The organism is Streptomyces sp. NPDC018026, assembly GCF_044327745.1.
GTDB lineage: Bacteria > Actinomycetota > Actinomycetes > Streptomycetales > Streptomycetaceae > Streptomyces > Streptomyces rubrogriseus.
On record NZ_JBIRFY010000016.1, the window covers coordinates 145799 to 167757 of the forward strand.

General features: G+C 72.6%; 24 protein-coding genes. 10 read left to right on the forward strand and 14 right to left on the reverse strand.

Translation table 11 applies throughout. From position 1 onward, the window contains the following. Positions 1–59: 59 nt before the first annotated feature. Positions 60–845 (reverse strand): SDR family oxidoreductase, encoded by a 786-nt coding sequence (locus tag ACH4D3_RS35190; RefSeq protein ID WP_398330975.1) that lies wholly within the window; start codon positions 843–845, stop codon positions 60–62. A gap of 160 nt (positions 846–1005) precedes the next feature. Beyond that, positions 1006–2046, reverse strand: a complete 1041-nt coding sequence (locus tag ACH4D3_RS35195; RefSeq protein WP_398330978.1) for an NAD(P)-dependent alcohol dehydrogenase — start codon at positions 2044–2046, stop codon at positions 1006–1008. 167 nt (positions 2047–2213) lie between these two features. Here ACH4D3_RS35195 and ACH4D3_RS35200 point away from each other — a divergent pair, with 167 nt between their 5' ends. Continuing rightward, a complete protein-coding gene (locus ACH4D3_RS35200) occupies positions 2214–3089 on the forward strand; it encodes a helix-turn-helix domain-containing protein (protein ID WP_398330980.1) in 876 nt (291 codons plus the stop codon). A 25-nt stretch (positions 3090–3114) separates the two neighbouring features. Here the strand turns inward: ACH4D3_RS35200 and ACH4D3_RS35205 are convergent, their stop codons facing one another. Next, positions 3115–3729, reverse strand: a complete 615-nt coding sequence (locus ACH4D3_RS35205; protein WP_398330983.1) for a TetR family transcriptional regulator C-terminal domain-containing protein — start codon at positions 3727–3729, stop codon at positions 3115–3117. Between the two features lie 90 nt (positions 3730–3819). Here ACH4D3_RS35205 and ACH4D3_RS35210 point away from each other — a divergent pair, with 90 nt between their 5' ends. Beyond that, complete coding sequence (locus ACH4D3_RS35210) at positions 3820–4602, forward strand: MBL fold metallo-hydrolase (RefSeq protein WP_398330986.1); 783 nt, start codon at positions 3820–3822, stop codon at positions 4600–4602. A 31-nt stretch (positions 4603–4633) separates the two neighbouring features. Here the strand turns inward: ACH4D3_RS35210 and sigJ are convergent, their stop codons facing one another. Beyond that, entirely contained in the window at positions 4634–5548 is a 915-nt protein-coding gene (sigJ, locus tag ACH4D3_RS35215; protein WP_398330989.1) for an RNA polymerase sigma factor SigJ, read from the reverse strand. Between the two features lie 180 nt (positions 5549–5728). On the opposite strand from sigJ, the gene ACH4D3_RS35220 reads away from it, so the two are divergent. After that, entirely contained in the window at positions 5729–6265 is a 537-nt protein-coding gene (locus ACH4D3_RS35220; protein ID WP_398330991.1) for a carboxymuconolactone decarboxylase family protein, read from the forward strand. 24 nt (positions 6266–6289) lie between these two features. Here the strand turns inward: ACH4D3_RS35220 and ACH4D3_RS35225 are convergent, their stop codons facing one another. The 4 genes from ACH4D3_RS35225 to ACH4D3_RS35240 form a co-directional block, all read right to left on the reverse strand. Further along, on the reverse strand, positions 6290–6973 hold the full coding sequence (locus ACH4D3_RS35225; protein ID WP_398330993.1) for an ABC transporter ATP-binding protein: 684 nt from the start codon (positions 6971–6973) through the stop codon (positions 6290–6292). Between the two features lie 34 nt (positions 6974–7007). Further along, entirely contained in the window at positions 7008–8504 is a 1497-nt protein-coding gene (locus ACH4D3_RS35230) for an ABC transporter permease (RefSeq protein WP_398330996.1), read from the reverse strand. Positions 8505–8654: 150 nt separating this feature from the next. After that, positions 8655–9902 carry an Ig-like domain-containing protein gene (locus ACH4D3_RS35235; RefSeq protein WP_398330997.1) on the reverse strand — a complete coding sequence of 416 codons (1248 nt, stop codon included), beginning with the start codon at positions 9900–9902 and terminating at the stop codon, positions 8655–8657. A gap of 230 nt (positions 9903–10132) precedes the next feature. Further along, positions 10133–10486 (reverse strand): hypothetical protein, encoded by a 354-nt coding sequence (locus ACH4D3_RS35240; RefSeq protein WP_398331000.1) that lies wholly within the window; start codon positions 10484–10486, stop codon positions 10133–10135. 109 nt (positions 10487–10595) lie between these two features. Here ACH4D3_RS35240 and ACH4D3_RS35245 point away from each other — a divergent pair, with 109 nt between their 5' ends. Next, on the forward strand, positions 10596–10925 hold the full coding sequence (locus ACH4D3_RS35245) for a hypothetical protein (RefSeq protein WP_398331003.1): 330 nt from the start codon (positions 10596–10598) through the stop codon (positions 10923–10925). A gap of 154 nt (positions 10926–11079) precedes the next feature. Here the strand turns inward: ACH4D3_RS35245 and hutH are convergent, their stop codons facing one another. The 3 genes from hutH to ACH4D3_RS35260 form a co-directional block, all read right to left on the reverse strand. Further along, a complete protein-coding gene (gene hutH / locus ACH4D3_RS35250; protein WP_398331047.1) occupies positions 11080–12618 on the reverse strand; it encodes a histidine ammonia-lyase in 1539 nt (512 codons plus the stop codon). A gap of 93 nt (positions 12619–12711) precedes the next feature. Next, positions 12712–13860, reverse strand: a complete 1149-nt coding sequence (locus ACH4D3_RS35255) for a diguanylate cyclase domain-containing protein (RefSeq protein ID WP_398331006.1) — start codon at positions 13858–13860, stop codon at positions 12712–12714. A 99-nt stretch (positions 13861–13959) separates the two neighbouring features. After that, complete coding sequence (locus ACH4D3_RS35260; protein WP_398331009.1) at positions 13960–14760, reverse strand: enoyl-CoA hydratase/isomerase family protein; 801 nt, start codon at positions 14758–14760, stop codon at positions 13960–13962. Positions 14761–14970: 210 nt separating this feature from the next. On the opposite strand from ACH4D3_RS35260, the gene ACH4D3_RS35265 reads away from it, so the two are divergent. Next, positions 14971–15648: a hypothetical protein gene (locus ACH4D3_RS35265; RefSeq protein WP_398331011.1), complete on the forward strand. Its 678-nt coding sequence runs from the start codon at positions 14971–14973 to the stop codon at positions 15646–15648. 84 nt (positions 15649–15732) lie between these two features. On the opposite strand, the gene ACH4D3_RS35270 is transcribed toward ACH4D3_RS35265, so the two are convergent. Together ACH4D3_RS35270 and ACH4D3_RS35275 are read right to left on the reverse strand one after the other, a co-directional pair. After that, entirely contained in the window at positions 15733–16878 is a 1146-nt protein-coding gene (locus ACH4D3_RS35270; protein ID WP_398331014.1) for an adenylate/guanylate cyclase domain-containing protein, read from the reverse strand. A 115-nt stretch (positions 16879–16993) separates the two neighbouring features. Next, positions 16994–17872 (reverse strand): biotin--[acetyl-CoA-carboxylase] ligase, encoded by an 879-nt coding sequence (locus tag ACH4D3_RS35275; protein WP_398331017.1) that lies wholly within the window; start codon positions 17870–17872, stop codon positions 16994–16996. A gap of 110 nt (positions 17873–17982) precedes the next feature. Between ACH4D3_RS35275 and ACH4D3_RS35280 the strand changes: the two genes are divergently transcribed. From ACH4D3_RS35280 to ACH4D3_RS35295, 4 genes are all read left to right on the forward strand, one after another. Next, positions 17983–19575 (forward strand): acyl-CoA carboxylase subunit beta, encoded by a 1593-nt coding sequence (locus tag ACH4D3_RS35280; protein ID WP_398331020.1) that lies wholly within the window; start codon positions 17983–17985, stop codon positions 19573–19575. Positions 19576–19584: 9 nt separating this feature from the next. Further along, positions 19585–19794: an acyl-CoA carboxylase subunit epsilon gene (locus tag ACH4D3_RS35285; RefSeq protein ID WP_398331023.1), complete on the forward strand. Its 210-nt coding sequence runs from the start codon at positions 19585–19587 to the stop codon at positions 19792–19794. A 112-nt stretch (positions 19795–19906) separates the two neighbouring features. Continuing rightward, positions 19907–20035, forward strand: a complete 129-nt coding sequence (gene mmpB, locus ACH4D3_RS35290) for a morphogenic membrane protein MmpB (protein WP_003974049.1) — start codon at positions 19907–19909, stop codon at positions 20033–20035. Between the two features lie 33 nt (positions 20036–20068). Further along, the gene (locus ACH4D3_RS35295) at positions 20069–20689 is read left to right on the forward strand and encodes a nucleoside triphosphate pyrophosphatase (RefSeq protein ID WP_398331026.1); all 621 of its coding nucleotides are present in this window, start codon (positions 20069–20071) and stop codon (positions 20687–20689) included. Here the strand turns inward: ACH4D3_RS35295 and ACH4D3_RS35300 are convergent. Continuing rightward, positions 20658–21140: a hypothetical protein gene (locus ACH4D3_RS35300; protein WP_398331029.1), complete on the reverse strand. Its 483-nt coding sequence runs from the start codon at positions 21138–21140 to the stop codon at positions 20658–20660. The two genes, ACH4D3_RS35295 and ACH4D3_RS35300, sit on opposite strands and share 32 nt — an antisense overlap. Before the next feature lie 373 nt (positions 21141–21513). On the opposite strand from ACH4D3_RS35300, the gene ACH4D3_RS35305 reads away from it, so the two are divergent. After that, positions 21514–21959, forward strand: a 446-nt coding sequence (locus ACH4D3_RS35305; RefSeq protein ID WP_398331032.1) for a biotin carboxylase N-terminal domain-containing protein, incomplete at its 3' end; no start/stop codon positions are given.

Here is a 21959-nt window from a genome sequence, read left to right on the forward strand (position 1 = left end):
AGTTGTCATGCGCATATTCTTCGAGTGCGCCGACTTTCGGCCAGAAATACCGGGAGAACTCATACGGTCATCCTCTCCGCCAGGAATTCGGCCCACGTCACCTTGCCGACCAGTGCGTCTTCCAGGGTGAGGTTCTCGCCAGAACGGTACGCGCGCCCCGCTTTCCCGGGAATGCGCACCGGCAGCCTCGGACGCCGGCGTCCGCCGCGCGCATCGAGGTAGGAACGGGCCAGCGCGGCCAGATCGTGGACCTCGGGGCCGGTCATGTCGGGCACCCGGCCGGACGGCTCGGCCAGCGTCAGCTCGGCCAGCCGCGCGGCGACCTCGCGGGCGGCGACCGGTTGCAGACGCAGCCCGCCCGGGGCCGGGAGGACCGGCAGCCGGGTCATCTTCTCGATCACCGTCAGCGTCAGCTCGTGGAACTGGGCCGCCCGCAGCACCGTCCAGCCGATCCCCGAGCCGGCGATCGCCCGCTCGGACTCCAGCTTGGTGCGCAGCCAGGCCAGCGGGACGCGGTCGGCGCCCACGACCGAGATGTACGCGAGGTGCCGTACGTCCGCGCCGACCGCGGCGCGCACCAGGGTGCGGGTCGCCTCGTCGTCGCCCTTGGGGCCGCCGGCCAGGTGCAGGACGGTGTGCACGCCGTCGACGGCGGCCTCGACGCCCTCGCCGGTGCGCAGGTCACCGGTGACGTACGTGATGCCGTCCGCGTCGGGGCGGGGGCGCCGGGTGAGGACGCGGATGTCCCGACCGGCCGCCCGCAGCAGCGGGAGGACGTGGCCGCCGAGGGTTCCGGTGCCGCCGGTGACCAGGAGGGGCGTCGTGGAGGTCGAGGGGTGGGTCATGGCTGCTGCTCCCGGTGTCCGTGGCGTCCGGGAGGCGGGGTGGGGGCCGATGTGGGACCGCCCCGCCCGGACGTCCGCCGTGTGTGGTGGCGGTATGACCCGGGGCGGGGCGGCCGTGTGACAGGGAGGGCGAAGAATCCGAAAAGATCTTCCCGGGGGATCAGATCGTCGCGGTGTCGATCACGAAGCGGTACCGCACGTCACTCGCGAGCACCCGCTCGTAGGCCTCGTTGACCTCGGACGCGGCGATCAGCTCGATCTCGGCGCCGATGCCGTGCGCCGCGCAGAAGTCCAGCATCTCCTGGGTCTCGGCGATGGAGCCGATCATCGACCCGGAGAGGGACTTGCCGCCGCCGAGCAGCGCGAACAGGTTGAGGGAGACCGGCTCCTCGGGGGCGCCGACGTTGGCCAGGGCGCCTTCCGTCTTCAGCAGCCCCAGGTAGGCGCCGAAGTCGAGCGGCGCGGAGACCGTGGAGACGATCAGGTCGAAGGTGCCGGCCAGCTCCTCGAAGGTGGCCGGGTCGCTGGTGGCGTAGTAGTGGTCGGCGCCGAGCTTCAGTCCGTCGTCCTTCTTGCGCAGGGACTGCGACAGCACGGTCACCTCGGCGCCCAGGGCGTGCGCGAGCTTGACGGCCATGTGGCCGAGACCGCCCAGGCCGACGACGGCGACCTTCTTGCCGGGGCCCGCGTTCCAGCGCCTGAGCGGGGAGTACGTGGTGATGCCGGCGCACAGCAGGGGCGCGGCCTCGTCCAGGGAGATGCCCTCGGGGATGCCGAGGACGAAGTTCTCGTCGACGACGACCTTCTCGGAGTAGCCGCCGTAGGTGGGCTCGCCGTCCTTGCCGATGCCGTTGTACGTCATCACGTTGCCGCCGGTGCAGTACTGCTCGCGGCCGGCCTTGCAGTTCTCGCACTCGCGGCAGGAGTCGACCATGCAGCCGACGCCGACGCGGTCGCCGACGGCGAACCGGGTGACGCCGGGGCCGACGGCGGAGACGACGCCCGCGATCTCGTGGCCGGGGACCATCGGGAAGATGGCCTCGCCCCAGCCCTCGCGGACCTGGTGGATGTCGGAGTGGCAGATGCCGGCGAACTTGATGTCGATCAGGACGTCGTGCTCACGCACCTCGCGCCGCTCGATGGTGGTGCGCTCCAGCGGTGCCTTGGCGGCGGGTGCTGCGTACGCGGCGACAGTGGTCATGCCGGGTTCTCCGGGATTCTCTTGGCGTGACTGGGTGATGCTGCCACCCTGCCTGCGACCTGCGGATCCACCCAGACCACGGCTTTGCGTACGACCGGCGTGCGTACCACTGACGGGGACAGGCTCAGGTGCGTACGACCGGGAATACGTCCGGCAATACTGGAAGCATGGACGGACAGCTTGACCGGCGGGCCGAACTGAGCGAGTTCCTGCGCACCCGGCGGGCTCGGCTGAAGCCGGAGGACGTGGGCCTGGAGTCGTACGGGCGGCAGCGCAGGGTGCCCGGACTGCGGCGCGAGGAGCTGGCGCAGCTGGCCGGGGTGTCGGTGGCGTACTACACCCGTCTTGAGCAGGGAAACGGGCAGAACGTGTCGGCCGAGGTCCTGGACGCGATCGCCCGGGCGCTGCGGCTGACCGACGCCGAGCAGGCGCACCTGACCCACCTGGCGAAGCCGAAGCAGCAGCGCAGGCGGGCCGGGGCCCCGCGGGGCAGGCAGCCGGTGCGGGTGGCGCTGCTCCAGCTGCTGGAGTCGATCGACACGGTGCCCGCGTACGTGACCGGCCGCCGCTCCGAGATCCTCGCCTGGAACCGGATGGCCGCGGCGCTCTTCGGCGACTGGGGCAAGCTGCCGCCCGCCGAGCGGAACTGGGCGCGGCTGGTCTTCCTGAACCCGGACTACCGCGAGCTGTTCGTCGACTGGGACCAGAAGGCCTACGACATGGTCAGCTTCCTGCGCATGGACGCGGGCCGGCACCCGGACGACCCGAGGCTGTCCGCGCTGGTGGGCGAACTCTCCGTGAAGAGCGAGGAGTTCCGCCGCCTGTGGGCCACCCACGACGTCAAGGAGAAGAGCTACGGCGTCAAGCGGGTGCGGCACCCGCTGGTCGGTGACCTGACCCTGTCCTTCGAGACGTTCCGCCTGGTCGACGACGACGAGCAGGCCTTCATCACGTACCACGCCGAGCCCGGGTCCCCGTCGGCGGACGGGCTCCGCCTGCTGGCGAGCTGGGGGACGGACGCGGCGGCTTCACTGCCGGCGTGACGGGGCCGTAGACACAGGGCCGGCGTCAGGAGTCCGGTCCGGCCTGGTCCAGGGCCCGTTCGATCGCGCGGCGGGCCCGGTCCGCGGCCGTCCGGTCGTGCTGGAGCTGCATGGCCGCGTTGAGCGCCAGCCCGGCGGCGACGATCTCGAACAGCGCCTGGTCGACGTCGAACCCGGCGGGCAGCTCGCCGTTGTCCACCGCCGCGGCCAGGTCCGCCCGCAGCTGTTCCCGCCAGCGCGACCACACCTCGGCCACCGCGTCGCGGACCCGCCCGGGGCGGCCGTCGTACTCGCTGAGTGCCGCGGTCATCAGGCAGCCGCCGGGCAGCAGCGGTTCTTCCAGGTAGCCCACGGAGTTGGCGCACACCGCCCGCAGCCTCCGCAGGCCCGGCGGCTCGCCCAGCACCGGCTCGACCACCCGGTGCCAGAAGTCCACGAAGGCCTTGTCCAGGGTGGAGATCTGCAGCGTCTCCTTGGTGCCGAAGTGCTTGTGCACCCCGGACTTGCTCATCTCCAGCTCCTCGGCGAGCCGGCCGATGGTGATGCCGTCCAGCCCTTCCTCGGAGGCGATCTCGGCGGCACGGCCGAGGATCCGGCCCCGGGTGGCCTGCGCTTCGGCCGCTGAGCGACGTGGTGACATGCGACGACTATAGCGTACGGGCGTTCGCTATTGATTTAGCGAACGCTCGTACGCTAACGTCCGGAGCTCCACCGACCGAAGGAGTGCGACATGCGGGTGCGACGGCTGGGCTGGGCCGGAGTGGAGATCGAGGCGGGCGGCGAGCGACTGCTGATCGACTACGTGCGGGACCTCTCGCCGCTGTTCACGGGATGGAAGCCCGGCGAGAACGTGGCGGCGCCGGGCGCAAGGGCGTCCGCCGCACTCGTCACCCACCTGCACCGGGACCACACCGACGCGTCCGCCCTCGCGGACGTGCTGACGCCCGGTGCGCCGGTGCTGCGGCCGGGGCCCGGTCACGGCGACGACGTGGACAACGTGACGACGCTCCTGGCCGAGCGCGAGCTGGTCCGGCACCGGCTGGCGGCCGAGGTCGTGGACGTCTGGTCCACGCGCGACCTCGGGCCGTTCCGCGTCACGGCGGTCCCCGCCGTGGACGGGCTGGGCGACCCGCAGGTGAACTGGGTGGTGCAGGCCGACGGACAGCGGATCTTCCACGGCGGCGACACGATGTTCCACGGCTTCTGGTGGCTGGTCGCGCGCCGGTTCAGCCCGTTCGACGCGGTGTTCCTGCCCGCCAACGGCGCCGTGGTCGACGCACCGCACCTGCAGCCCCCGAGCCCGGTGCCCGCCGCGCTGGACCCGAGGCAGGCCGCCGCGGTGGCGGAGATCCTCGACGCCCGGTACGCGGTGCCGATCCACTACGAGCCGGAGCAGCCGGACAAGATCCCGGGCTATGTCGAGGTCGCCGACCCGGCGGCCGAGTTCCGCGGGCACGCCGGACGGCGCGCACACGCGTTGGCCGTCGGGCAGTGGCTGGACCTCGCCGGCTGACCGGAGCCCCGGCCGCCCGGCCTCCCCCGGCTCATGCGGCCGGGGCCGTCGCCCAGGAGCGGAGCTTCTCGGGGTTGCGCATGGCCCACAGGTGGCGGACGCGGTGGTCCGCGACGCCGAAGGAGTACACCGTCACGACGGCGCCGTCCTGGCAGCCGACCAGGCCGGGCCGCCCGTTGACCGTGCGTTCGAGCAGCGTCTGCCCGGACTGCCGCGGGCCGAAGCGGAGCAGGCCGCGCACGATCGGCTCGCTGCCCCGCAGCGGGTGCTCCAGGGCGCGCACCACGCCGCCCCCGTCGCCGACCGCGGTCACCTCGGGGTCGAGGAGCCGGATGAGCGCGTCGACGTCGCTGGTCTCCCAGGCCCGCTTGAGCGCGCGTACGACGGCCGCGTCCTGCGCCGTCGACGTGGCGGCGGACTCCTGCGCGGTGCGGACCGCCCGGCGCGCCGTGGACGCCAGCCGGCGGCAGGCGGCCGGCGTACGGCCGACGATCCGGGCCACCTCGGGGAACGGATAGCGGAAGACGTCGTGGAGGACGAAGGCGACCCGCTGGGCGGGGGACATCGAGTCCAGGACGATCAGGAAGGCCATGCCGACCGACTCGTCGAGGGTGATCAGATCGGCCGGGTCGGCGGCGAGTCCGGGCGGCCGGGCGCCGTTCCGTTCGGCCGGGTCGGCGAGCGGTTCGGGCAGCCACTGGCCGACGTAGTGCTCCCGGCGGGTCCGGGCGGACCGGAGGTGGTTGAGGCAGACCCGGCTGACGACCGTCGTGAGCCAGGCCCCCGGGGTCCCGACGGCCTCCCGCCGGTCCGCGGGCATCGCGTACCAGCGGGCGTACGCCTCCTGGACGGCGTCCTCCGCGTCGGCCAGCGAGCCGAGCATCCGGTAGGCCACGTTGATCAGTTGCCGCCGCTCGCCGGTGACCGGCGCGGATCGGGTGGTCATTGCTTCCGACGCTCCTTCTGCCGCGTGCGCGCGTGTCCTCACTCCCCTACGACGCGACAGCGCGGCCGTGTGTGACATGCGGGCCGGGGCCCCGGCCCGGGGCGCGGGCTCACACTTCGGGGCGCCACGGTGTCGGAGAGGTGGAACGACGTCCGAACCGACCCGAGGAGCGACTTCGCCATGACCACCACCGAGGACACGACCAGCACCGAGGACACGGCCGGCACCGCGGGGCAGGACGGGGTACGGTCCCGCCTGCCCGACCCCACCGGGCTCTTCCCGGAGTTGGGGGCCCTGTCCGGGGCCGTGCAGAAGGCCCTCCGCGCCGGGCCGGTCCCGCAGTCCACCCTCACTCTGATGCGCCTGCGCACCGCACAGCTGATCGGCAGCACCTACCACGGCGTCGCGGCGACCGACGCCCTGCGCAAGGCCGGCGAGGAGGAGCGGCGCGTCACGGCCGTGGCGACCTGGCAGAGCGCCCCCTGCTTCACCGGTCCCGAGCGTGCCGCGCTGGAACTCGCGGAGGCCGTCCTCACCCCGAACCCGTTCGGGGACCGGGTGAGTGACGACCTGTTCGCCCGGCTTTCCCGGCACTACGACACCGACGAGATCTGGCACCTCACCATGGCCCTGAGCCACTTCAGCCTGTTCACCCCGGTCGCCCTCGTCGGCAAGCCGGTGCCCGGCCGGCCTCCGGGGAAGAACTACACCGACTGACGGCCCGTCACCGTCCGCACACCGTCAGGCCGAGGCGTTCTCCTTGACGGTGATGCGGCCCTTGCGGATGGTGGCCACGCGGGGGGCCTTCCTGGCGATCGCCGAGTCGTGGGTGACCATGACGAAGGTGAGGCCCAGCTCCTTCCACATGCGGTCGAGCACGTCCATGATCTCGTCGCGGGTCGACTCGTCGAGGTTTCCGGTGGGTTCGTCGGCGAGGAGCACCTTCGGCTGCTTCACCAGGGCGCGGGCGATGGCGACACGCTGCTGCTGGCCGCCGGACATCTCGCCGGGTAGGTGGCCGAGTCGTTCGCCGAGGCCGACGGAGGCCAGGGCCTCGGCGGCCTTCTCGCGCCGGTCCTTCGCCCGTACACCGAGCGGGACCAGAGCGGTCTCGACGTTCTCCTGGGCGGTCAGGGTCGGGATCAGGTTGAAGGACTGGAAGACGAAGCCGATGCTTTCGCTGCGCACCCGGGTCAGCCTGGCCTCGGGGAGCGTGGCGAGGTCGGTGCCGTCGAGGACGATCTGGCCCGAGCTGGGCCGGTCGAGGGCGCCCAGCATCTGGAGCAGGGTGGACTTGCCGCCGCCGGTGGGGCCCTGGATGACCAGCCGGTCGCCGTCGGCGATGGTCAGGTCGACGCCGTCGAGGGCGTGCACGGCGGCCTTGCCGCGGGTGTAGCGCTTGGTGACGCCGCTGAGTTCGTACATGGTGCGACTCCTGGAGTACGGGGGAAGGGGGGCGCTACTCGACGCGGCGCAGGGCGTCCGCCGGGCGCAACCGCGAGGCGCGCCAGCCGCCGAAGCCGCCGGCGACGAGCCCGCCGGTCACGGCGAGGGCGACCGCGAGGGCGATGGTGGTGAGGCTGACGGGTGCGGTCAGCGCGATGTCGAGGGTCTTGGCCGCGGCCTGTCCGCCGGGGCCGCCCGGGCCGCCGCCGAAGCCGCCGCCGGGACCGCCCGCGCCCCCGCCACCGCCCGCGCCGCCGCCCAGCTGGGCCTGCAGCGTCGGGCTGGCGGCGGTGACGGCGTACGCGCCCGCGAGCCCCAGCGCGATGCCGAGGGCGCCGCCGACCAGGCCGTTGACGACGGCTTCGCCGATCACCTGCCGGGTGACCCGGCCCGAGCGCCAGCCGAGCGCCTTGAGCGTGCCGAACTCGCGCACCCGGCGGGAGACGGCGGAGGAGGTGAGCAGACCGGCGACCAGGAAGGCGGCCACGAGGACGAGGACCGACAGCCACTTGCCGACGCCGGTGGCGAGCGAGGAGGCGGTGGACAGGGAGCCGGAGACGGTGTCGGCGAGGTCGGCGGAGGTGGTGACCGTGGTACCGGGGACGTTCTGCTGGATCGCGGACTTGACGCCGTCGATCCGCTGCGAGTCGGTCGCCTTGACGTAGATGGTGGTGACCTTGTCCTTGGCGTCGCCCAGCGTCTGGGCCTGCTTCAGCGGCAGGTAGAGGTCGGCCGCCGCGTCGCCGCTGTCGGCGGTGGCGATGCCGACGATCTCGAACTTCGTGTCCTTGACGGTGACCGTACTGCCGGTCTTGAGCTTCTTCTCCTTGGCGTACGCCGAGTCGGCCACGGCGACCTTCGCGTCGGTCTCGGACTCCTTGAAGGTGCGGCCGCTGGTGATGGTGGACGTGTTCAGCGGGCCGAGGGCGGGCTCGGTGACGTCGGTGCCGTAGACGGAGTAGCTGTTGACGTCGAAGTCGGCGCCGCCGCCCTGGACGCGGCCCTGCGGGGACTGCCCGCCGCCCGGTCCGCCGCCCTGGCCCTCACCCTGGCCCTGGGCCGTGCCGCCGCCGGAGGTGTCCTGCTCGAACCGGCCGCGGGAGAACTCGCCGCTGACCTTGACGACTTGCAGGCTCAGGCCGCCCACCGCGTCGGCGACGCCGCTCTGCCCGGCGACCTCGCCGACGGTCGTGCTCGCCAGCGACTGGAAGCCCTGCACCATGACGCGGTCGGTGCTCTGCTCCGCCTCGGAGCCGTCGTCCTGCGCGTCGAAGCGGAACCGCGGCCGTTCGGCGGTGCCGCCGGAGGAGGCCTCGGCGGCCTTGGTGACCGTCATGTCCGTGCCCAGCCCGTACAGGGACTGCAGGACCTTGTCCTGGGCCCGGCTCATCCCGGAGGAGACGGAGTCGACGACGATGACCAGCGCGATGCCCAGCGCCAGGCCCGAGGCGACGACGAGGGCCGCCTTCCGGCGGCGGCGCAGCTCGCGCCTCAGGTACGTGAAGAACATGGCCGCAACGTAAGGACGGCCCGTGATGAAGGGATAAGGCCTGCGTAAGAGAAGGATGAGAAGCCGGGAAAGGCGCGGGCGCCCGCCGCTCCCGTGCGGGGAGTGGCGGGCGCCCGTGCGAAGTGGCCCCGGCCCGGCAGCAGTTCGGCGTCAGACCGCCGAACCCGCCTTCCACTGGGCCCAGTCCATGTTCCAGCCGTTGAGGCCGTTGTCCGGGGCGATGGTCTTGTCGCCGGTGTTCTGGACGACGACCACGTCACCGATGATCGAGTTGTCGTAGAACCAGGAGCCCGGCGTGTTCGGGTCGTTGGCGCCCTTGGCGTCCTCCAGGCCCACGCAGCCGTGGCTGGTGTTGACGCTGCCGAAGATGCCCTTGCCCCAGTAGTTGCCGTGGATGAAGGTGCCGGAGGTGCTCAGGCGCATGGCGTGCGGCACGTCCTTGATGTCGTACTCGCCCTTGCCGTCGTCGTCGGTGAAGCCGACGGTCGAGCCGTCCATCCGGGTCTCCTTGAACTTCTCGGAGATCACCATCTGGCCTTCGTAGGTCTTGTTCTCCGGGGAGCCGGCCGAGATCGGGATGGTCTTGACCGTCTTGCCGTCCTGCGTGACCTTCATCTGCTTGGTCTTCGCGTCGACGTAGGAGACCTGGTTGCGGCCGATCTTGAAGGTGACCGACTTCTGCTGGACGCCGTAGACGCCCTCGGCGCCCTCGACCCCGTCGAGCGCCAGCTTGAGGGTCACGGTCGAGCCCTCCTGCCAGTAGTTCTCGGGGCGGCAGTCCATGCGCTGGGTGGAGAACCAGTGACAGGCGACCTCCTGGCCGCTGCTGCTGTTGACCGTGATGCCCTTCTGGACGGCGGCCTTGTCGGTGATCTGCTTGTCGAAGTTGATCGACACGGGCATCCCGACGCCGACGGTCTTGCCGTCGTCCGGGGTGAAGGTCCCGATGAAGCTGTTCTCGGGGGAGACCGTGGTGAACGACGCGTTCTCGTGGGCGGCGCGGCCCTCGGAGTCCTGCGCGGTCGCCGTGATCTGGTACTTGGTGGCGCGCTCCAGCTGGCCGCCGGGCTTCCAGCTGGTCTTGTCGGCGGATATCTCGCCCTTGACCTCGGTGCCGTCCGAGGCGGTCATCTTCACCTCGGTGAGCGTGCCCTTGCTCACGGTGACGCCGGCGGAGTTGTTGATGGAGGCGTTGTCCGAGCCGCCCTTGGGTGTGATCTTGATCTGGGCCTCGGAGGTCTTCTTGGCCGCCGCCTCGTCGACCTCGGCCTGCGAGGTCTTGCCGTCCCCGCCCCCGGAGGTGTCGGCGTCGCTACTGGAACATGCCGAGAGCACCAGCACACCGCCGAGCAGTGCGGACGCGGCCGCCAGGCCCTTGCGCCGCTTACCGTCCGTCATCACACGCTTCTCCATCGTTGCCGATTCCCGAAACCCCGAGATACCCCGTCAATAACTTTCAACGCTACGACCGGTTCGTCCCGTTCCACATCGCTCACGGATGTGGGGCATACCACGTTTGCCCCGGGGGGCGGACGCCATGCGGAGAGGTGTCGGTCAGTGCGCACCGTGAGACGACGAAACCCCGGGCGGCGGTTGCCGCCCGGGGTCAGGAATTTCCCCACACCGCGTCAGCCGACCGTCATTTCCTCGTCTTCCGGGTCGTTCTCGCCGCCATCATCCTCGTCGAGGTCCCACTCGGGCGAGTCGGGGTCGTAGTCGATCTGCTCACTGCTCCAGGAGGCCTGCTGGAGCTCGACCCCGGGCACCACACTGACCAGGTCGAACGGGTCCACGAGATGCGCCAGGGCCTCGGCGGTGTCCTCCGTCACAGCGCGCTCGGAGTCGGCCCGCTCCGCGTCGGACAGGTCGGTGTCGTCGGCGAGGGACTGCAGGGCCGCCCCGGTGACGGCCTCCTCGTCGTCGATCTCTAGCACCAGCTCGACGCGAATACGTACAAACCGTGATGTCTCTGGAGTACTCATGCCCGGAGCGTAAGGCCGACCGCTCCCGTGACTTTCCTGTGACCCGCGCCTTTCACTAACATCTGCCCACACGGCCAATTCGCCAGCGCCACAAGGGGATCGATATTCCGTGTCATCCGCTCGCCGTTCGTTGCTGACCGCCGCCGCCGCGGGCGGCCTGCTCTGTGCCCTGTGGTTCGTCCCGTCGGCGAACGCGACACCGGAGACACCGGTGCTCGAATCCGCCGCCGCGACGCCGTCTCCGCAGGTCACCGCCCAGGCGAGAGCCGCCTCCGCCGACGCGTCCACAAACACGGCGGCCGTCGGCGAGGGCACGACCCGGCTGGCCGACACCGGCAGCTTCGACAGCACCCCGTACGTGGTCGGCGGCGCCCTCTGCCTCGGCCTCGGCGCCGGCTTCGTGGGCTACTCGGTCCGCCGGGAACGCCTCGGCCTTTGAGAGAACTTGACGTTCTTTTGGCTCTCTTGACCGCCGGAAGGCCTCTTGGAGGATCCGTCCGGCCGTCCGGTACGCCCGGCGGACGGTCCGAGGGGGCCCGGCACCGCGCCGGGCCCCCTCGGACCTGTCACCACCACCCATCGGCCGCCGGCCGCTAGCGCAGCGGCCCCGTGACGGTCTCCGCCGCCGCGACCAGGTGCCCGGCGCGCACGAACGCGTCCGCCGCGGCGAGGTCGGGCGCCAGGTGGCGGTCCGGTCCCGGACCCTCCACGCCGGCCGCCCGTACGGCCTCGACGACGGCCTGCGACGCGGGCGCCGGGGTCAGGCCCTCGCGGAGCTGGATCGCGCGCGTGGCGGCGTACAGCTCGACGGCGATCACGCGGGACAGGTTGTCGACGGCCGTGCGCAGCTTGCGCGCCGCCGACCAGCCCATCGACACGTGGTCCTCCTGCATCGCGGAGGACGGGATGGAGTCCGCCGAGGCCGGTACGGCGAGCCGCTTCAGCTCGCCGACCAGGGCCGCCTGGGTGTACTGGGCGATCATCAGGCCGGAGTCGACGCCCGGGTCGTCGGCGAGGAACGGCGGCAGGCCGTGGCTGCGGTTCTTGTCCAGGAGCCGGTCGGTGCGCCGCTCGGCGATGGAGCCGAGGTCGGCGACGGCGACGGCGAGGAAGTCCAGGACGTAGGCGACCGGGGCGCCGTGGAAGTTGCCGTTGGACTCCACCCGCCCGTCGGGCAGGACGACCGGGTTGTCGACGGCCGCGGCCAGCTCCCGCTCGGCGACGAGACCGGCGTGGGCCATGGTGTCGCGTCCGGCACCGGCGACCTGCGGGGCACAGCGCACGGAGTAGGCGTCCTGGACGCGGGGGGCGTCGTCCTGGTGGTGGCCGGTCAGGCCGGAGCCCTTGAGCACGGCGGCCATGTTGGCGGCGCTGGCGGCCTGCCCGGGGTGCGGGCGGATGGCGTGCAGCTCCGGGGCCAGCACGCGGTCGGTGCCGAGCAGGGCCTCCATGGTCAGCGCGGCGGTGATGTCGGCCGACTTGTAGAGGGTGTCGAGGTCGGCGAGGGCCATGACCAGCATGCCGAGCATGCCGTCGGTGCCGTTGAGGAGGGCGAGGCCCTCCTTCTCGCGCAGCTCGACCGGGGTGATCCCGTGCGCGGCGAGCAGCTCACCGGCCGGCCGCACGGTGCCGTCGGGGCCCTCGGCGTCGCCCTCGCCCATGAGGGTGAGCGCGCAGTGCGACAGCGGGGCGAGGTCGCCGGAGCAGCCGAGGGAGCCGTACTCGTGCACGACCGGGGTGATCCCGGCGTTGAGCACGTCGGCCATGGTCTGGGCGACCTCCGGGCGGACGCCGGTGCGACCGGAGCAGACGGTCTTCAGCCGCAGGAACATCAGCGCGCGGACCACCTCGCGCTCGACGCGCGGGCCCATCCCGGCGGCGTGCGAGCGGACGATGTTGCGCTGCAGCTGAGCCCGCAGGTCGGGGCTGATGTGCCGGGTCGCCAGGGCGCCGAAGCCGGTGCTCACGCCGTACACGGGGTCCGGCTTGGCGGCCAGGGCGTCCACGATGCCGCGGGCCGCGGCGAGGGCCGCCACCGCCTCCTCGGAAAGCTCGATCCGGGCGCCCGCGCGCGCCACGGCGAGAACGTCGGACGCGGTGACCCCCGCCGTCCCCACCACCACAGTGTGCATATCCATATTCAGGAGCGTACGCAGTGAATTCGATGATGTCACGAGGGGATGCGTCACGGATGGGCACCGTCTGCGCCCCTTACCGGACCGGCGTCACGGCGAGTGCCGACCGCGGAAGCGCCGACGCTCCCCGCCCTCCTCCCGGGAGGGCTCGTCCGCGAGCCGTACGACGGGGTCGTCGGGCCCCTCGCGCCCCGCGACGACCGGCCCGGCCGCCCGCTCGGCCTTGGCCCGGTACTGGGCGGCGTCGGCGAGCCGGAACAGCCGGCGGGCGGAGCGCACCGACCCGACCTGGTCCTCGGTGGACGCGACCCCGCAGGCCACGCCGTCCCCCAGCTCCAGCTCGGCCGCCCGGCGGCACAGCTCCTCGGCCGCCTTGACCACGGCGTCGGCGGGCGGCCCGACCGCGAGCAGACAGAACTCGTCCCCGCCGAGCCGCGCGGCCAGCGCCCCCGGCAGCATCGCCCCGCACAGCGACAGCACCGAGCCGAACCGCTCCAGGAGCCGGTCCCCGACGGCGTGGCCGTGCGTGTCGTTCACCCGCTTGAGGCCGTTCAGGTCGCAGACGACGAGGCTGACGGCGACGCCCTCCTCGCGGTGCCGCTCCACGGCCTCGTCCAGCGCGGCGTCGACCGCGCGGCGGTTGGCCAGCCCGGTGAGCGCGTCGGTGTACGCGAGCCGCCTGACCTCCTCCAGCCGCTCGGTCTGCGCGATCCCGGCGGCGACGACGGAGGCCAGTACGGTGGCGAAGTCGGCGTCGCCCCGCTCGAAGACCCGCTCCCCCACCGGCCGGGCCACGTACAGCTCGCCCCACGCCCGCCCGTGCAGCACGATCGGCGCGACCACGCAGCAGCCCCGGCCCCGGCGGCGCAGGGCGGCGACCCGCTGGTGGACGTAGCCGGGACGCCCGGCGGCGGGCCCCGCGGCCGTCTCGACCCAGGCGTCGGGCTCCCCGCCGCCGGCCCAGCGCTCGTGCAGGAACTCGGTGATCTCCGCGAACTGGTGCACCGGGTAGGACTCGTCCTCCGGGAACTCCTCCTCGTCCTCGGCCCGCCGGCCGACGTTCACGAGGACCCGCAGCCGCCCCAGCTCCCGCTCCCACACCGACAGCGCGGCGAAGCTGCCGCCCAGCGCCAGGCACCCGCCGACGGCCGCCGCCCGCCACGCCTCCCGCGCACTGTGCGCGGCGGCCATCCCCTGCGCAAGCGCCACCACGGCCGCGAGCCGCCTGTCGTCACCCATCACTCCAGGTTAGGGAGATTTATGAAGAAACGTTACTCAAACGGGCCGAACCGGGCGATTGCCTCCGGCTCGCGCGGTCGTGTCACTCGCGCGGTCGCCTCACTCGCCGGGCCACCGCGGCGCCCGCTTCTCGTTGAACGCCGCCACGCCCTCGGCGCGGTCCCCCGAGAACGCCACCGAACGCCACGCCGCGTCCTCGACCTCGAGTCCCGCGCGCAGGTCCAGCCCGTGCCCGAGGCGCAGCGCACGCTTGGCCGCGCGCAGGCCCACGGGCGAGTTCGCGGCCATCCGGGCGGCCAGCTCCAGCGCCTCCTCCCGGTCCCGCCCCTCCTCCACCAGCTGGTCCACGAGCCCCAGCGCGCGCGCCTCCTCGGCCGCCACCCGCCGCGCCGTGAACACCAGCTCGGCGGCCCGCGCCGCCCCCACCCGGCGCGGCAGCAACTGCGTACCGCCGCCGCCCGGGATCACCCCCACCGACACCTCCGGCAGCCCCACCACGGCCGTGGGGTCGGCCACGATCACGTCGCACGACAGCGCCAGCTCGAACCCGCCGCCCAGCGCGAACCCGTGCACGGCGGCGACCGTCGGCACCGGCAGCTCCAGCACCGCGGTGTACGCCCCGCGCGTCACCGGCCGCTGGCGCAGCAGATCGGCGTCGGTGAAGGAGTTGCGCTCCTTCAGGTCCGCCCCCACGCAGAACGCCCGCTCGTGCGACGAGGTCAGCACCACCACCCGCACGCTCCGGTCCTCGCCCAGCGCCGCGCAGGCCGCGCTCACGGACCGGGCCATCGCGGTCGACACGGCGTTCATGGCCTTCGGCCGGTCGAGCACGAGCTCCGCGACATGCCCCTCCCCGTGCCGGCGCACCAGGACGAACTCTCCGAACCGCTCCTCGCTCATGACACCCTCCGGTTAACGCGTGTTAACAAGTAGACCGCCCGATCATCGCAGCCCCGCTCGCCCGGGGGAAGGCCGGGCACGCCCGGCCCCGACCGACCCCGCTTACCCGTTCGAGTGACATACGGCCGACCGTCGTACCCCGGCCCGCACCGGCCCGTAGCCTCGCTCCGCCATGGCGCAGCGGGGGCGCGTGCGCACCGGGGAGGGATCATGACGACGACCGGCACACCGACAGAGCCGCGGTACGCGTGGGGCCGCCGCGGCCGGCACCGCAGGCCCCGCCCCCGCAAGGTGCTGCTGGCCGCGGGCGGCCTAGCCCTGGCGGCGGGTGCCCTGAGCGTCGTACGGCTGCTGCCCGAGCCCGGCGGCGACGTCGGCGGCTTCCGCGCCGGGGCGGACCCGCGCCTGGAGGGCGGCGGACGGGGCACGGCCTCGGACCGGGCGACGGCCCCCGCCGCCGGCACCGTCGGCGAACCATCCGGAGCCGGTCCTTCCGCGACGTCCGCCATGGGCGGCCTGAGCGGCTCCCCCGGACCGGGCCTCATACCCGGTCCGGTGCCCGGCCCCTCCGCGAGCGGTCCGGCGGTCCCGCTCCCCACCGCCATACCCGTGCGCACCCCGGGCGCCCCCGAGACCCGGAGGCCGGGGGAAGGAGACGGGGAAGGGGCGGCGGAACGGGAACGGGAGCAGGAGGAAGACACCGGCGAGCGAGCCCCGGCCCCGGGGACTCCGCAGCCGTCGCGGTCCGACCGCCCCGTACCGCCCCCCGCGCCGACCCCGCCACCGGGCCGCGGCACGCCCCCGCCGTCCGACCCGGCGCCGGAACCGGCGGATCCCGGCCTGTGCGTGCCGGTCATCGGCCTCTGCGTGGACCTGCTCGGCGACTGAGGAGCCACGCACGACGGCCGCGGGCCACAACCGCCGGGCAGCCGGGGCAGGAAGCAGGGGGCAGGGCCGCCCGGCGGCCCGGGTCTACGACTCCCCGCCGCCGCCGTTCCGGCGCGTGAGCAGCCACGGCTCGACCACGCCGAGACCGCGCACCGGCCGCTGCCACATCGGCTGGAGCGCGAAGCGGTACACCGGCGGCTCCTCGCCCTCCTTCTCCGCCGCGGCGGCCTCCTCCGCCGCCGCAGCCTCCGAGGCGGGGGCGTCCCGGGTGCGGATCAGCTCCTCCGCGAAGGCGGTGTCGACGAGGACCGCGTCCTTGGGGGCTATCGAGGTGAGCCGGGAGGCCAGGTTGACGGTGGTGCCGAAGACGTCGCCCATCCGGGTGGTGACGGTGCCGAAGGCGATGCCGACGCGCAGTTCCGGCATGGTCTCGTCGTGGGCCATCGTCTCGACCAGGAGCAGCGCGATCTCGGCGGCCGTACCGGCGTCGTCGGCGGCGTAGAGCACCTCGTCGCCGAGGGTCTTGACCAGCCGTCCGCCGCGCGCGGCCACCAGGTCGGCGGAGGTGGTCTCGAAGGCCTCGACCAGCTCGCCGAGCTCCTCCTCCTCCATCCGCCGGGTCAGCCGCGTGAAGCCGACCAGGTCCGCGAAGCCGACGGCGAGCCGCCGGTCCACCATCTCCTCGTCGTCCCCGGCCTGGATGACCCGCCCCGCCGAGGCGGCGAGCTGGCGCCGCCAGACGTAGACGAGGAACTCCTGCAGCTCGGGCAGGAGCAGTTCGACGATGGGGTACGTCACCTCGGTGCGCGTCATCCCCGGCTCGGGAGGCTCGGTAAGGCCCTCCAGGAAGGAGTCGATCTGCCACTCGGCCAACCGGGCGGTGGTCTGCCCCGTGGACCGCGCGACCTGGACGGCCATCGCCTCGCTGAGCAGCCCCGCCTCCACCAGACCGGCCAGCCGCCTGAGGGCCAGGACGTCGGCCTCGGTGAGCGCCTTGGCCTGGCCGATGTCGGCGAATCCCATGGCCCGCCAGAAACGGGAGGCCAGCTCCATGGAGACGCCCGCGCTGCGGGCGGCCTGGAAGGGGGTGTAGCGGCGCTCGGCACCCAGGATGAGCCCCTCGAGGCGCAGCGCGAGCGGGTCCTCGCCGGGGTCGGCGGAGTCCGGGGCGGGCTCGGGGTCCACCCGGCCGTCCCCGTCCGCGCCGGAGCCGGTGTCGTCGACGGTCACGCCTGCTGCCTTTCCGATCTGCCGCGGTCAGGTTCGACCGGCCCCAACTTTACGTCAGGTGTGCCCCAGCTCACTCCCGTGCGGTCCGCACTCCGAGAGTGCCCCGGGGACGCGCTCACGCCAACCGCAGGTGCACGATGTCCCCGGCGCCCACCGGCTCCTGCACCCCCGCCCCGGTCGCGAGCACCAGCCGCCCGTCGCCGTCCACGGCCACCGCCTCCCCGACGAGCGACCGGTCCCCCGGCAGCTCCGCGCGCACCATGCGCCCGAGCGTCGCGCAACCCGCCGCGTACGTCTCCTGCAACCCGCTGGCCGCCGGGTCGCCCCCGGCCTCGCGCCAGCGCCCGTACCAGTCCTCCAGCGACCGCAGCACGCCGCGCAGCAGCGGGTCCCGGTCGGTGTTCACGGCCCCGGCCAGCGCCAGCGACCCGGCCCGCGGGACCGGCAGCTCGTCGGCGCGGAGCGAAACGTTGATGCCGACGCCGATGACGACGCCGTCGTCCCCGGCCCGCTCGGCGAGGATGCCGCCGGCCTTGCGCTCCTCGTCGCCGACGGTCACCAGCAGGTCGTTGGGCCACTTCAGGGCGGTGTCGACCCCGGCCACCCGGGACAGTCCGGTGGCCACGGCGACGCCGGTGAGCAGCGGCAGCCAGCCCCAGCGGGGCACGGGGACCTCGGCGGGGCGCAGCAGCACGGAGAAGAACAGCCCGGAGCGGGCGGGTGCCGTCCACTGCCGGTCGAGCCGCCCCCGCGCGGCACTCTGCTCCTCGGCGACGAGGACGACCCCCTCCGCCAGGTCGCCCTCGGCGGCCAGGGCCACGAGGTCGGAGTTGGTGGACCCGGTGCGCTGCACGACGTCGACCCGCCGCCACAGCCCGCCGTCCCGCACCAGCCCCCGGCGCAGGGCCGTGCTGCTGAGGGGAGGCCGGTCCAGGTCGGACCACCTGTTGCGCGGGGCGTCGTTCGGGGAGTCGGAGGAGTCACGGGGCGTCATGCAACCCACCCTAGGTGTGGGAAACACCGCACTGCCGATCGGAAGGGCCCCTACTACTCTACGAACGAGTAACCGTCCCCCCTTTTGAGCAGGCAGGGAGCCGCATCCCGATGTCCGAGCCGGAAGAGCAGCAGCCCGACATCCACACGACCGCGGGCAAGCTCGCGGATCTCAGGCGCCGTATCGAGGAAGCGACGCACGCCGGTTCCGCACGGGCCGTCGAGAAGCAGCACGCCAAGGGCAAGCTGACGGCTCGTGAACGCATCGATCTCCTCCTCGACGAGGGTTCCTTCGTCGAGCTGGACGAGTTCGCCCGGCACCGCTCCACCAACTTCGGCCTCGACGCCAACCGCCCCTACGGCGACGGCGTCGTCACCGGCTACGGCACCGTCGACGGCCGCCCGGTCGCCGTCTTCTCCCAGGACTTCACCGTCTTCGGCGGCGCGCTGGGCGAGGTCTACGGCCAGAAGATCGTCAAGGTTATGGACTTCGCCCTCAAGACCGGCTGCCCGGTCGTCGGCATCAACGACTCCGGCGGCGCCCGCATCCAGGAGGGCGTCGCCTCCCTCGGCGCCTACGGGGAGATCTTCCGCCGCAACACCCACGCCTCCGGCGTGATCCCGCAGATCAGCCTGGTCGTCGGCCCGTGCGCGGGCGGCGCGGTCTACTCCCCCGCGATCACCGACTTCACGGTGATGGTCGACCAGACCAGCCACATGTTCATCACCGGCCCCGACGTCATCAAGACGGTCACCGGTGAGGACGTCGGCTTCGAGGAGCTGGGCGGCGCCCGCACCCACAACTCCACCTCGGGCGTGGCCCACCACATGGCCGGCGACGAGAAGGACGCGGTCGAGTACGTCAAGCAGTTGCTGTCGTACCTGCCGTCCAACAACCTCTCCGAGCCGCCCGCCTTCCCGGAGGAGGCGGACCTGGCGGTCACGGACGAGGACGCCGAGCTGGACACGATCGTCCCCGACTCGGCGAACCAGCCCTACGACATGCACAGCGTCATCGAGCACGTCCTGGACGACGGCGAGTTCTTCGAGACCCAGCCCCTGTTCGCACCGAACATCCTCACCGGCTTCGGCCGCGTGGAGGGCCGCCCGGTCGGCATCGTCGCCAACCAGCCCATGCAGTTCGCCGGGTGCCTGGACATCACCGCCTCCGAGAAGGCGGCCCGCTTCGTGCGCACCTGCGACGCCTTCAACGTCCCCGTCCTCACCTTCGTGGACGTCCCCGGCTTCCTGCCCGGCGTCGACCAGGAGCACGACGGCATCATCCGCCGCGGCGCCAAGCTGATCTTCGCCTACGCCGAGGCCACGGTGCCGCTCATCACGGTCATCACCCGCAAGGCCTTCGGCGGCGCCTACGACGTCATGGGCTCCAAGCACCTGGGCGCCGACCTCAACCTGGCCTGGCCCACCGCCCAGATCGCCGTCATGGGCGCCCAGGGCGCGGTCAACATCCTGCACCGCCGCACCATCGCCGCCGCCGGTAACGACGCCGAGGCCACCCGGGCCCGCCTGATCCAGGAGTACGAGGACACCCTCCTCAACCCCTACACCGCCGCCGAACGCGGCTACGTCGACGCCGTGATCATGCCGTCCGACACCCGCCGCCACATCGTCCGCGGCCTGCGCCAGCTGCGCACCAAGCGCGAGTCCCTGCCCCCGAAGAAGCACGGCAACATCCCCCTGTAAGGAGCCGCTGTGACCATCAAGGTCGTCCGGGGCAACCCCACCCCGGAGGAACTCGCCGCAGCCCTGACGGTGGTCAGGGCCCGCGCGGCAGCGACGGAAGCGGAACCGTCCACGCCCGACCGCCCCCGCGACGCGTGGTCCGACCCGTCCCGCATCGCAACCCACCACATGCCCCACCCGGGCCCGGCGTCCTGGACCCGCACGTACTGGCCGAGCTGAGGACATCCGCCCCAGGGGCGCGGGGAACCGCGCACAGAAGAGGAACGCCGCGCCCCAATTTTAAGTACCCGTACTCAAGCCCCGCCCCACGGCCAAGCCCCACGCTAGTGACATGCTGTGGTCCGACCCCGAGAACGAGCCGCCCAAGGAACTGCGCGACACGCAGGACATGCTGCGGCGGCTGAGCGTGTTCCTGGCGCTGGCCATGGTCCTCGCGATGGTCGTCCTCGGCCTGGGGTGAGCCGCCCCCACGCCCGGTGGCTAGTCTGACCCCATGACTGCTCAGTCCCGCCGCCGACTCGTCCTCGCCTCCCGGTCCCCGGCCCGGCTCGGCCTGCTGCGCCAGGCGGGGCTCGCCCCGGAGGTCCTGGTGAGCGGTGTCGACGAGGACGCCGTCACCGCCCCCACCCCCGCCGAGCTGGCCCTCGCCCTGGCCGAGGCCAAGGCGTCCGTGGTGGCCGCGAAGCCGGAGGTGCACGGCGCCCTGGTGATCGGCTGCGACTCGGTGCTCGACCTGGACGGCCAGGCGCTCGGCAAGCCGGCCGACGCGGAGGAGGCCACCGCCCGCTGGAAGGCGATGCGCGGCCGGGCGGGCACGCTGCAGACCGGCCACTGCGTCTGGGACACCGCCTCCGGCCGCCACGTCTCGGCGACCGCGTCCACGGTCGTCCGCTTCGGCGAGCCGACCGACGACGAGATCGCCTCCTACGTGGCCTCCGGGGAGCCCCTCCACGTCGCCGGGGCGTTCACCCTGGACGGCCGCTCGGCCCCGTTCATCGACGGCATCGACGGCGACCACGGGAACGTCATCGGCCTCAGCCTGCCCCTGCTGCGCCGCCTGCTCGCCGACCTCGGGACGGGTATCACGGAGTTGTGGGCGCCGGCGGAGGACTGACCGGGGAGCCGTCACCGCCCTTGCCGTCCTCGGTCCGCTGCCCGGCGGCGGGCTCCTCCCGGCCGTCGTACGTCATCAGCAGCAGCACGATCAGGCCCAGTACGACGATCATGAAGATGAAGGCGCCGGGTCCGACCAGCCCCCAGGTGAAGGCCCCGAGCAGCCCGTGCACCACGGCGGCGCTGATCAGCAGGATCCGGCCGACCCCCGCGGGTGCGCGGTCGCGCACCGCCACGAGCAGCGCGACCAGGCCGCACAGCGCGAAGTACAGCCCGAAAACGACCCCGCCGATCTTCGAGGAGACGGACATCATGTCCGGGTCGAGACCGGCCAGGGACATGTCCTGGCGGTCGACGACGATCGCCAGGAACCAGTTCAGCGCCGCGACGCCGACCGCCTCCGCGAAGAGCACGACCGCCACGGTCCACGCCACCGGCCTGCGCACTGACACCGGTCCCCACCCACTTCCGACCGCTGCCGCACAGGACAGCTGTTACCCCAAGTACGTTCGAGACACGAGAACGCTACTAACGGGTAAACCTCGCGACAAGGGTTCCGGCACGAGCAAAGAATCATTGGGCCATTAGTAGGGACTCCACAAAGAAACCGAGTGGCCCGCAGCACGCTCTTACAGAGACCTTGACCACACAGGCGGGCTAGGGTTTCCCCCAGGAGCCCTGCGTACCGCGGTACTACAAGGGCTTTCGGGGGTCGAGCGAGCCTCGAATCACGCTCCGTGTGGGCAAGCTCACCATTGGGGACGGGTCGAAGTGCCGTGTCGGCAGTCCCTAAACTCGGCTTGTTTCAAGGAGGGAGCCTCAATCGTGCGCAAGGTGCTCATCGCCAATCGTGGCGAAATCGCTGTCCGCGTGGCCCGGGCGTGCCGGGATGCGGGGATCGCGAGTGTGGCCGTCTACGCGGATCCGGACCGGGACGCGTTGCATGTCCGTGCCGCTGATGAGGCGTTCGCCCTGGGTGGTGACACCCCCGCGACCAGCTATCTGGACATCGCCAAGGTCCTCAGGGCCGCGCGTGAGTCGGGCGCGGACGCCATCCATCCCGGCTACGGTTTCCTCTCCGAGAACGCCGAGTTCGCGCAGGCGGTGCTGGATGCCGGTCTGATCTGGATCGGTCCGCCGCCGCAGGCGATCCGGGACCTGGGTGACAAGGTCGCCGCCCGGCACATCGCCCAGCGGGCCGGTGCCCCGCTGGTCGCCGGGACCCCGGACCCGGTCTCCGGCGCGCAGGAGGTCGTCGCCTTCGCCACCGA

Bases quoted from the DNA above. Each gene is read 5' to 3' on its own strand.
- ACH4D3_RS35240 (WP_398331000.1), bottom strand. From the start codon at position 10,486: ATGAGTACTCCAGAGACATCACGGTTTGTACGTATTCGCGTCGAGCTG.
- hutH (WP_398331047.1), bottom strand. From the start codon at position 12,618: ATGCACACTGTGGTGGTGGGGACGGCGGGGGTCACCGCGTCCGACGTT.
- ACH4D3_RS35265 (WP_398331011.1), top strand. From the start codon at position 14,971: ATGACGACGACCGGCACACCGACAGAGCCGCGGTACGCGTGGGGCCGC.
- ACH4D3_RS35280 (WP_398331020.1), top strand. From the start codon at position 17,983: ATGTCCGAGCCGGAAGAGCAGCAGCCCGACATCCACACGACCGCGGGC.
- ACH4D3_RS35255 (WP_398331006.1), bottom strand. From the start codon at position 13,860: ATGGGTGACGACAGGCGGCTCGCGGCCGTGGTGGCGCTTGCGCAGGGG.
- ACH4D3_RS35295 (WP_398331026.1), top strand. From the start codon at position 20,069: ATGACTGCTCAGTCCCGCCGCCGACTCGTCCTCGCCTCCCGGTCCCCG.
- ACH4D3_RS35275 (WP_398331017.1), bottom strand. From the start codon at position 17,872: ATGACGCCCCGTGACTCCTCCGACTCCCCGAACGACGCCCCGCGCAAC.
- ACH4D3_RS35205 (WP_398330983.1), bottom strand. From the start codon at position 3,729: ATGTCACCACGTCGCTCAGCGGCCGAAGCGCAGGCCACCCGGGGCCGG.
- ACH4D3_RS35200 (WP_398330980.1), top strand. From the start codon at position 2,214: ATGGACGGACAGCTTGACCGGCGGGCCGAACTGAGCGAGTTCCTGCGC.
- ACH4D3_RS35190 (WP_398330975.1), bottom strand. From the start codon at position 845: ATGACCCACCCCTCGACCTCCACGACGCCCCTCCTGGTCACCGGCGGC.
- ACH4D3_RS35220 (WP_398330991.1), top strand. From the start codon at position 5,729: ATGACCACCACCGAGGACACGACCAGCACCGAGGACACGGCCGGCACC.
- mmpB (WP_003974049.1), top strand. From the start codon at position 19,907: ATGCTGTGGTCCGACCCCGAGAACGAGCCGCCCAAGGAACTGCGCGAC.
- ACH4D3_RS35260 (WP_398331009.1), bottom strand. From the start codon at position 14,760: ATGAGCGAGGAGCGGTTCGGAGAGTTCGTCCTGGTGCGCCGGCACGGG.
- ACH4D3_RS35235 (WP_398330997.1), bottom strand. From the start codon at position 9,902: ATGACGGACGGTAAGCGGCGCAAGGGCCTGGCGGCCGCGTCCGCACTG.
- sigJ (WP_398330989.1), bottom strand. From the start codon at position 5,548: ATGACCACCCGATCCGCGCCGGTCACCGGCGAGCGGCGGCAACTGATC.
- ACH4D3_RS35210 (WP_398330986.1), top strand. From the start codon at position 3,820: ATGCGGGTGCGACGGCTGGGCTGGGCCGGAGTGGAGATCGAGGCGGGC.
- ACH4D3_RS35195 (WP_398330978.1), bottom strand. From the start codon at position 2,046: ATGACCACTGTCGCCGCGTACGCAGCACCCGCCGCCAAGGCACCGCTG.
- ACH4D3_RS35230 (WP_398330996.1), bottom strand. From the start codon at position 8,504: ATGTTCTTCACGTACCTGAGGCGCGAGCTGCGCCGCCGCCGGAAGGCG.
- ACH4D3_RS35225 (WP_398330993.1), bottom strand. From the start codon at position 6,973: ATGTACGAACTCAGCGGCGTCACCAAGCGCTACACCCGCGGCAAGGCC.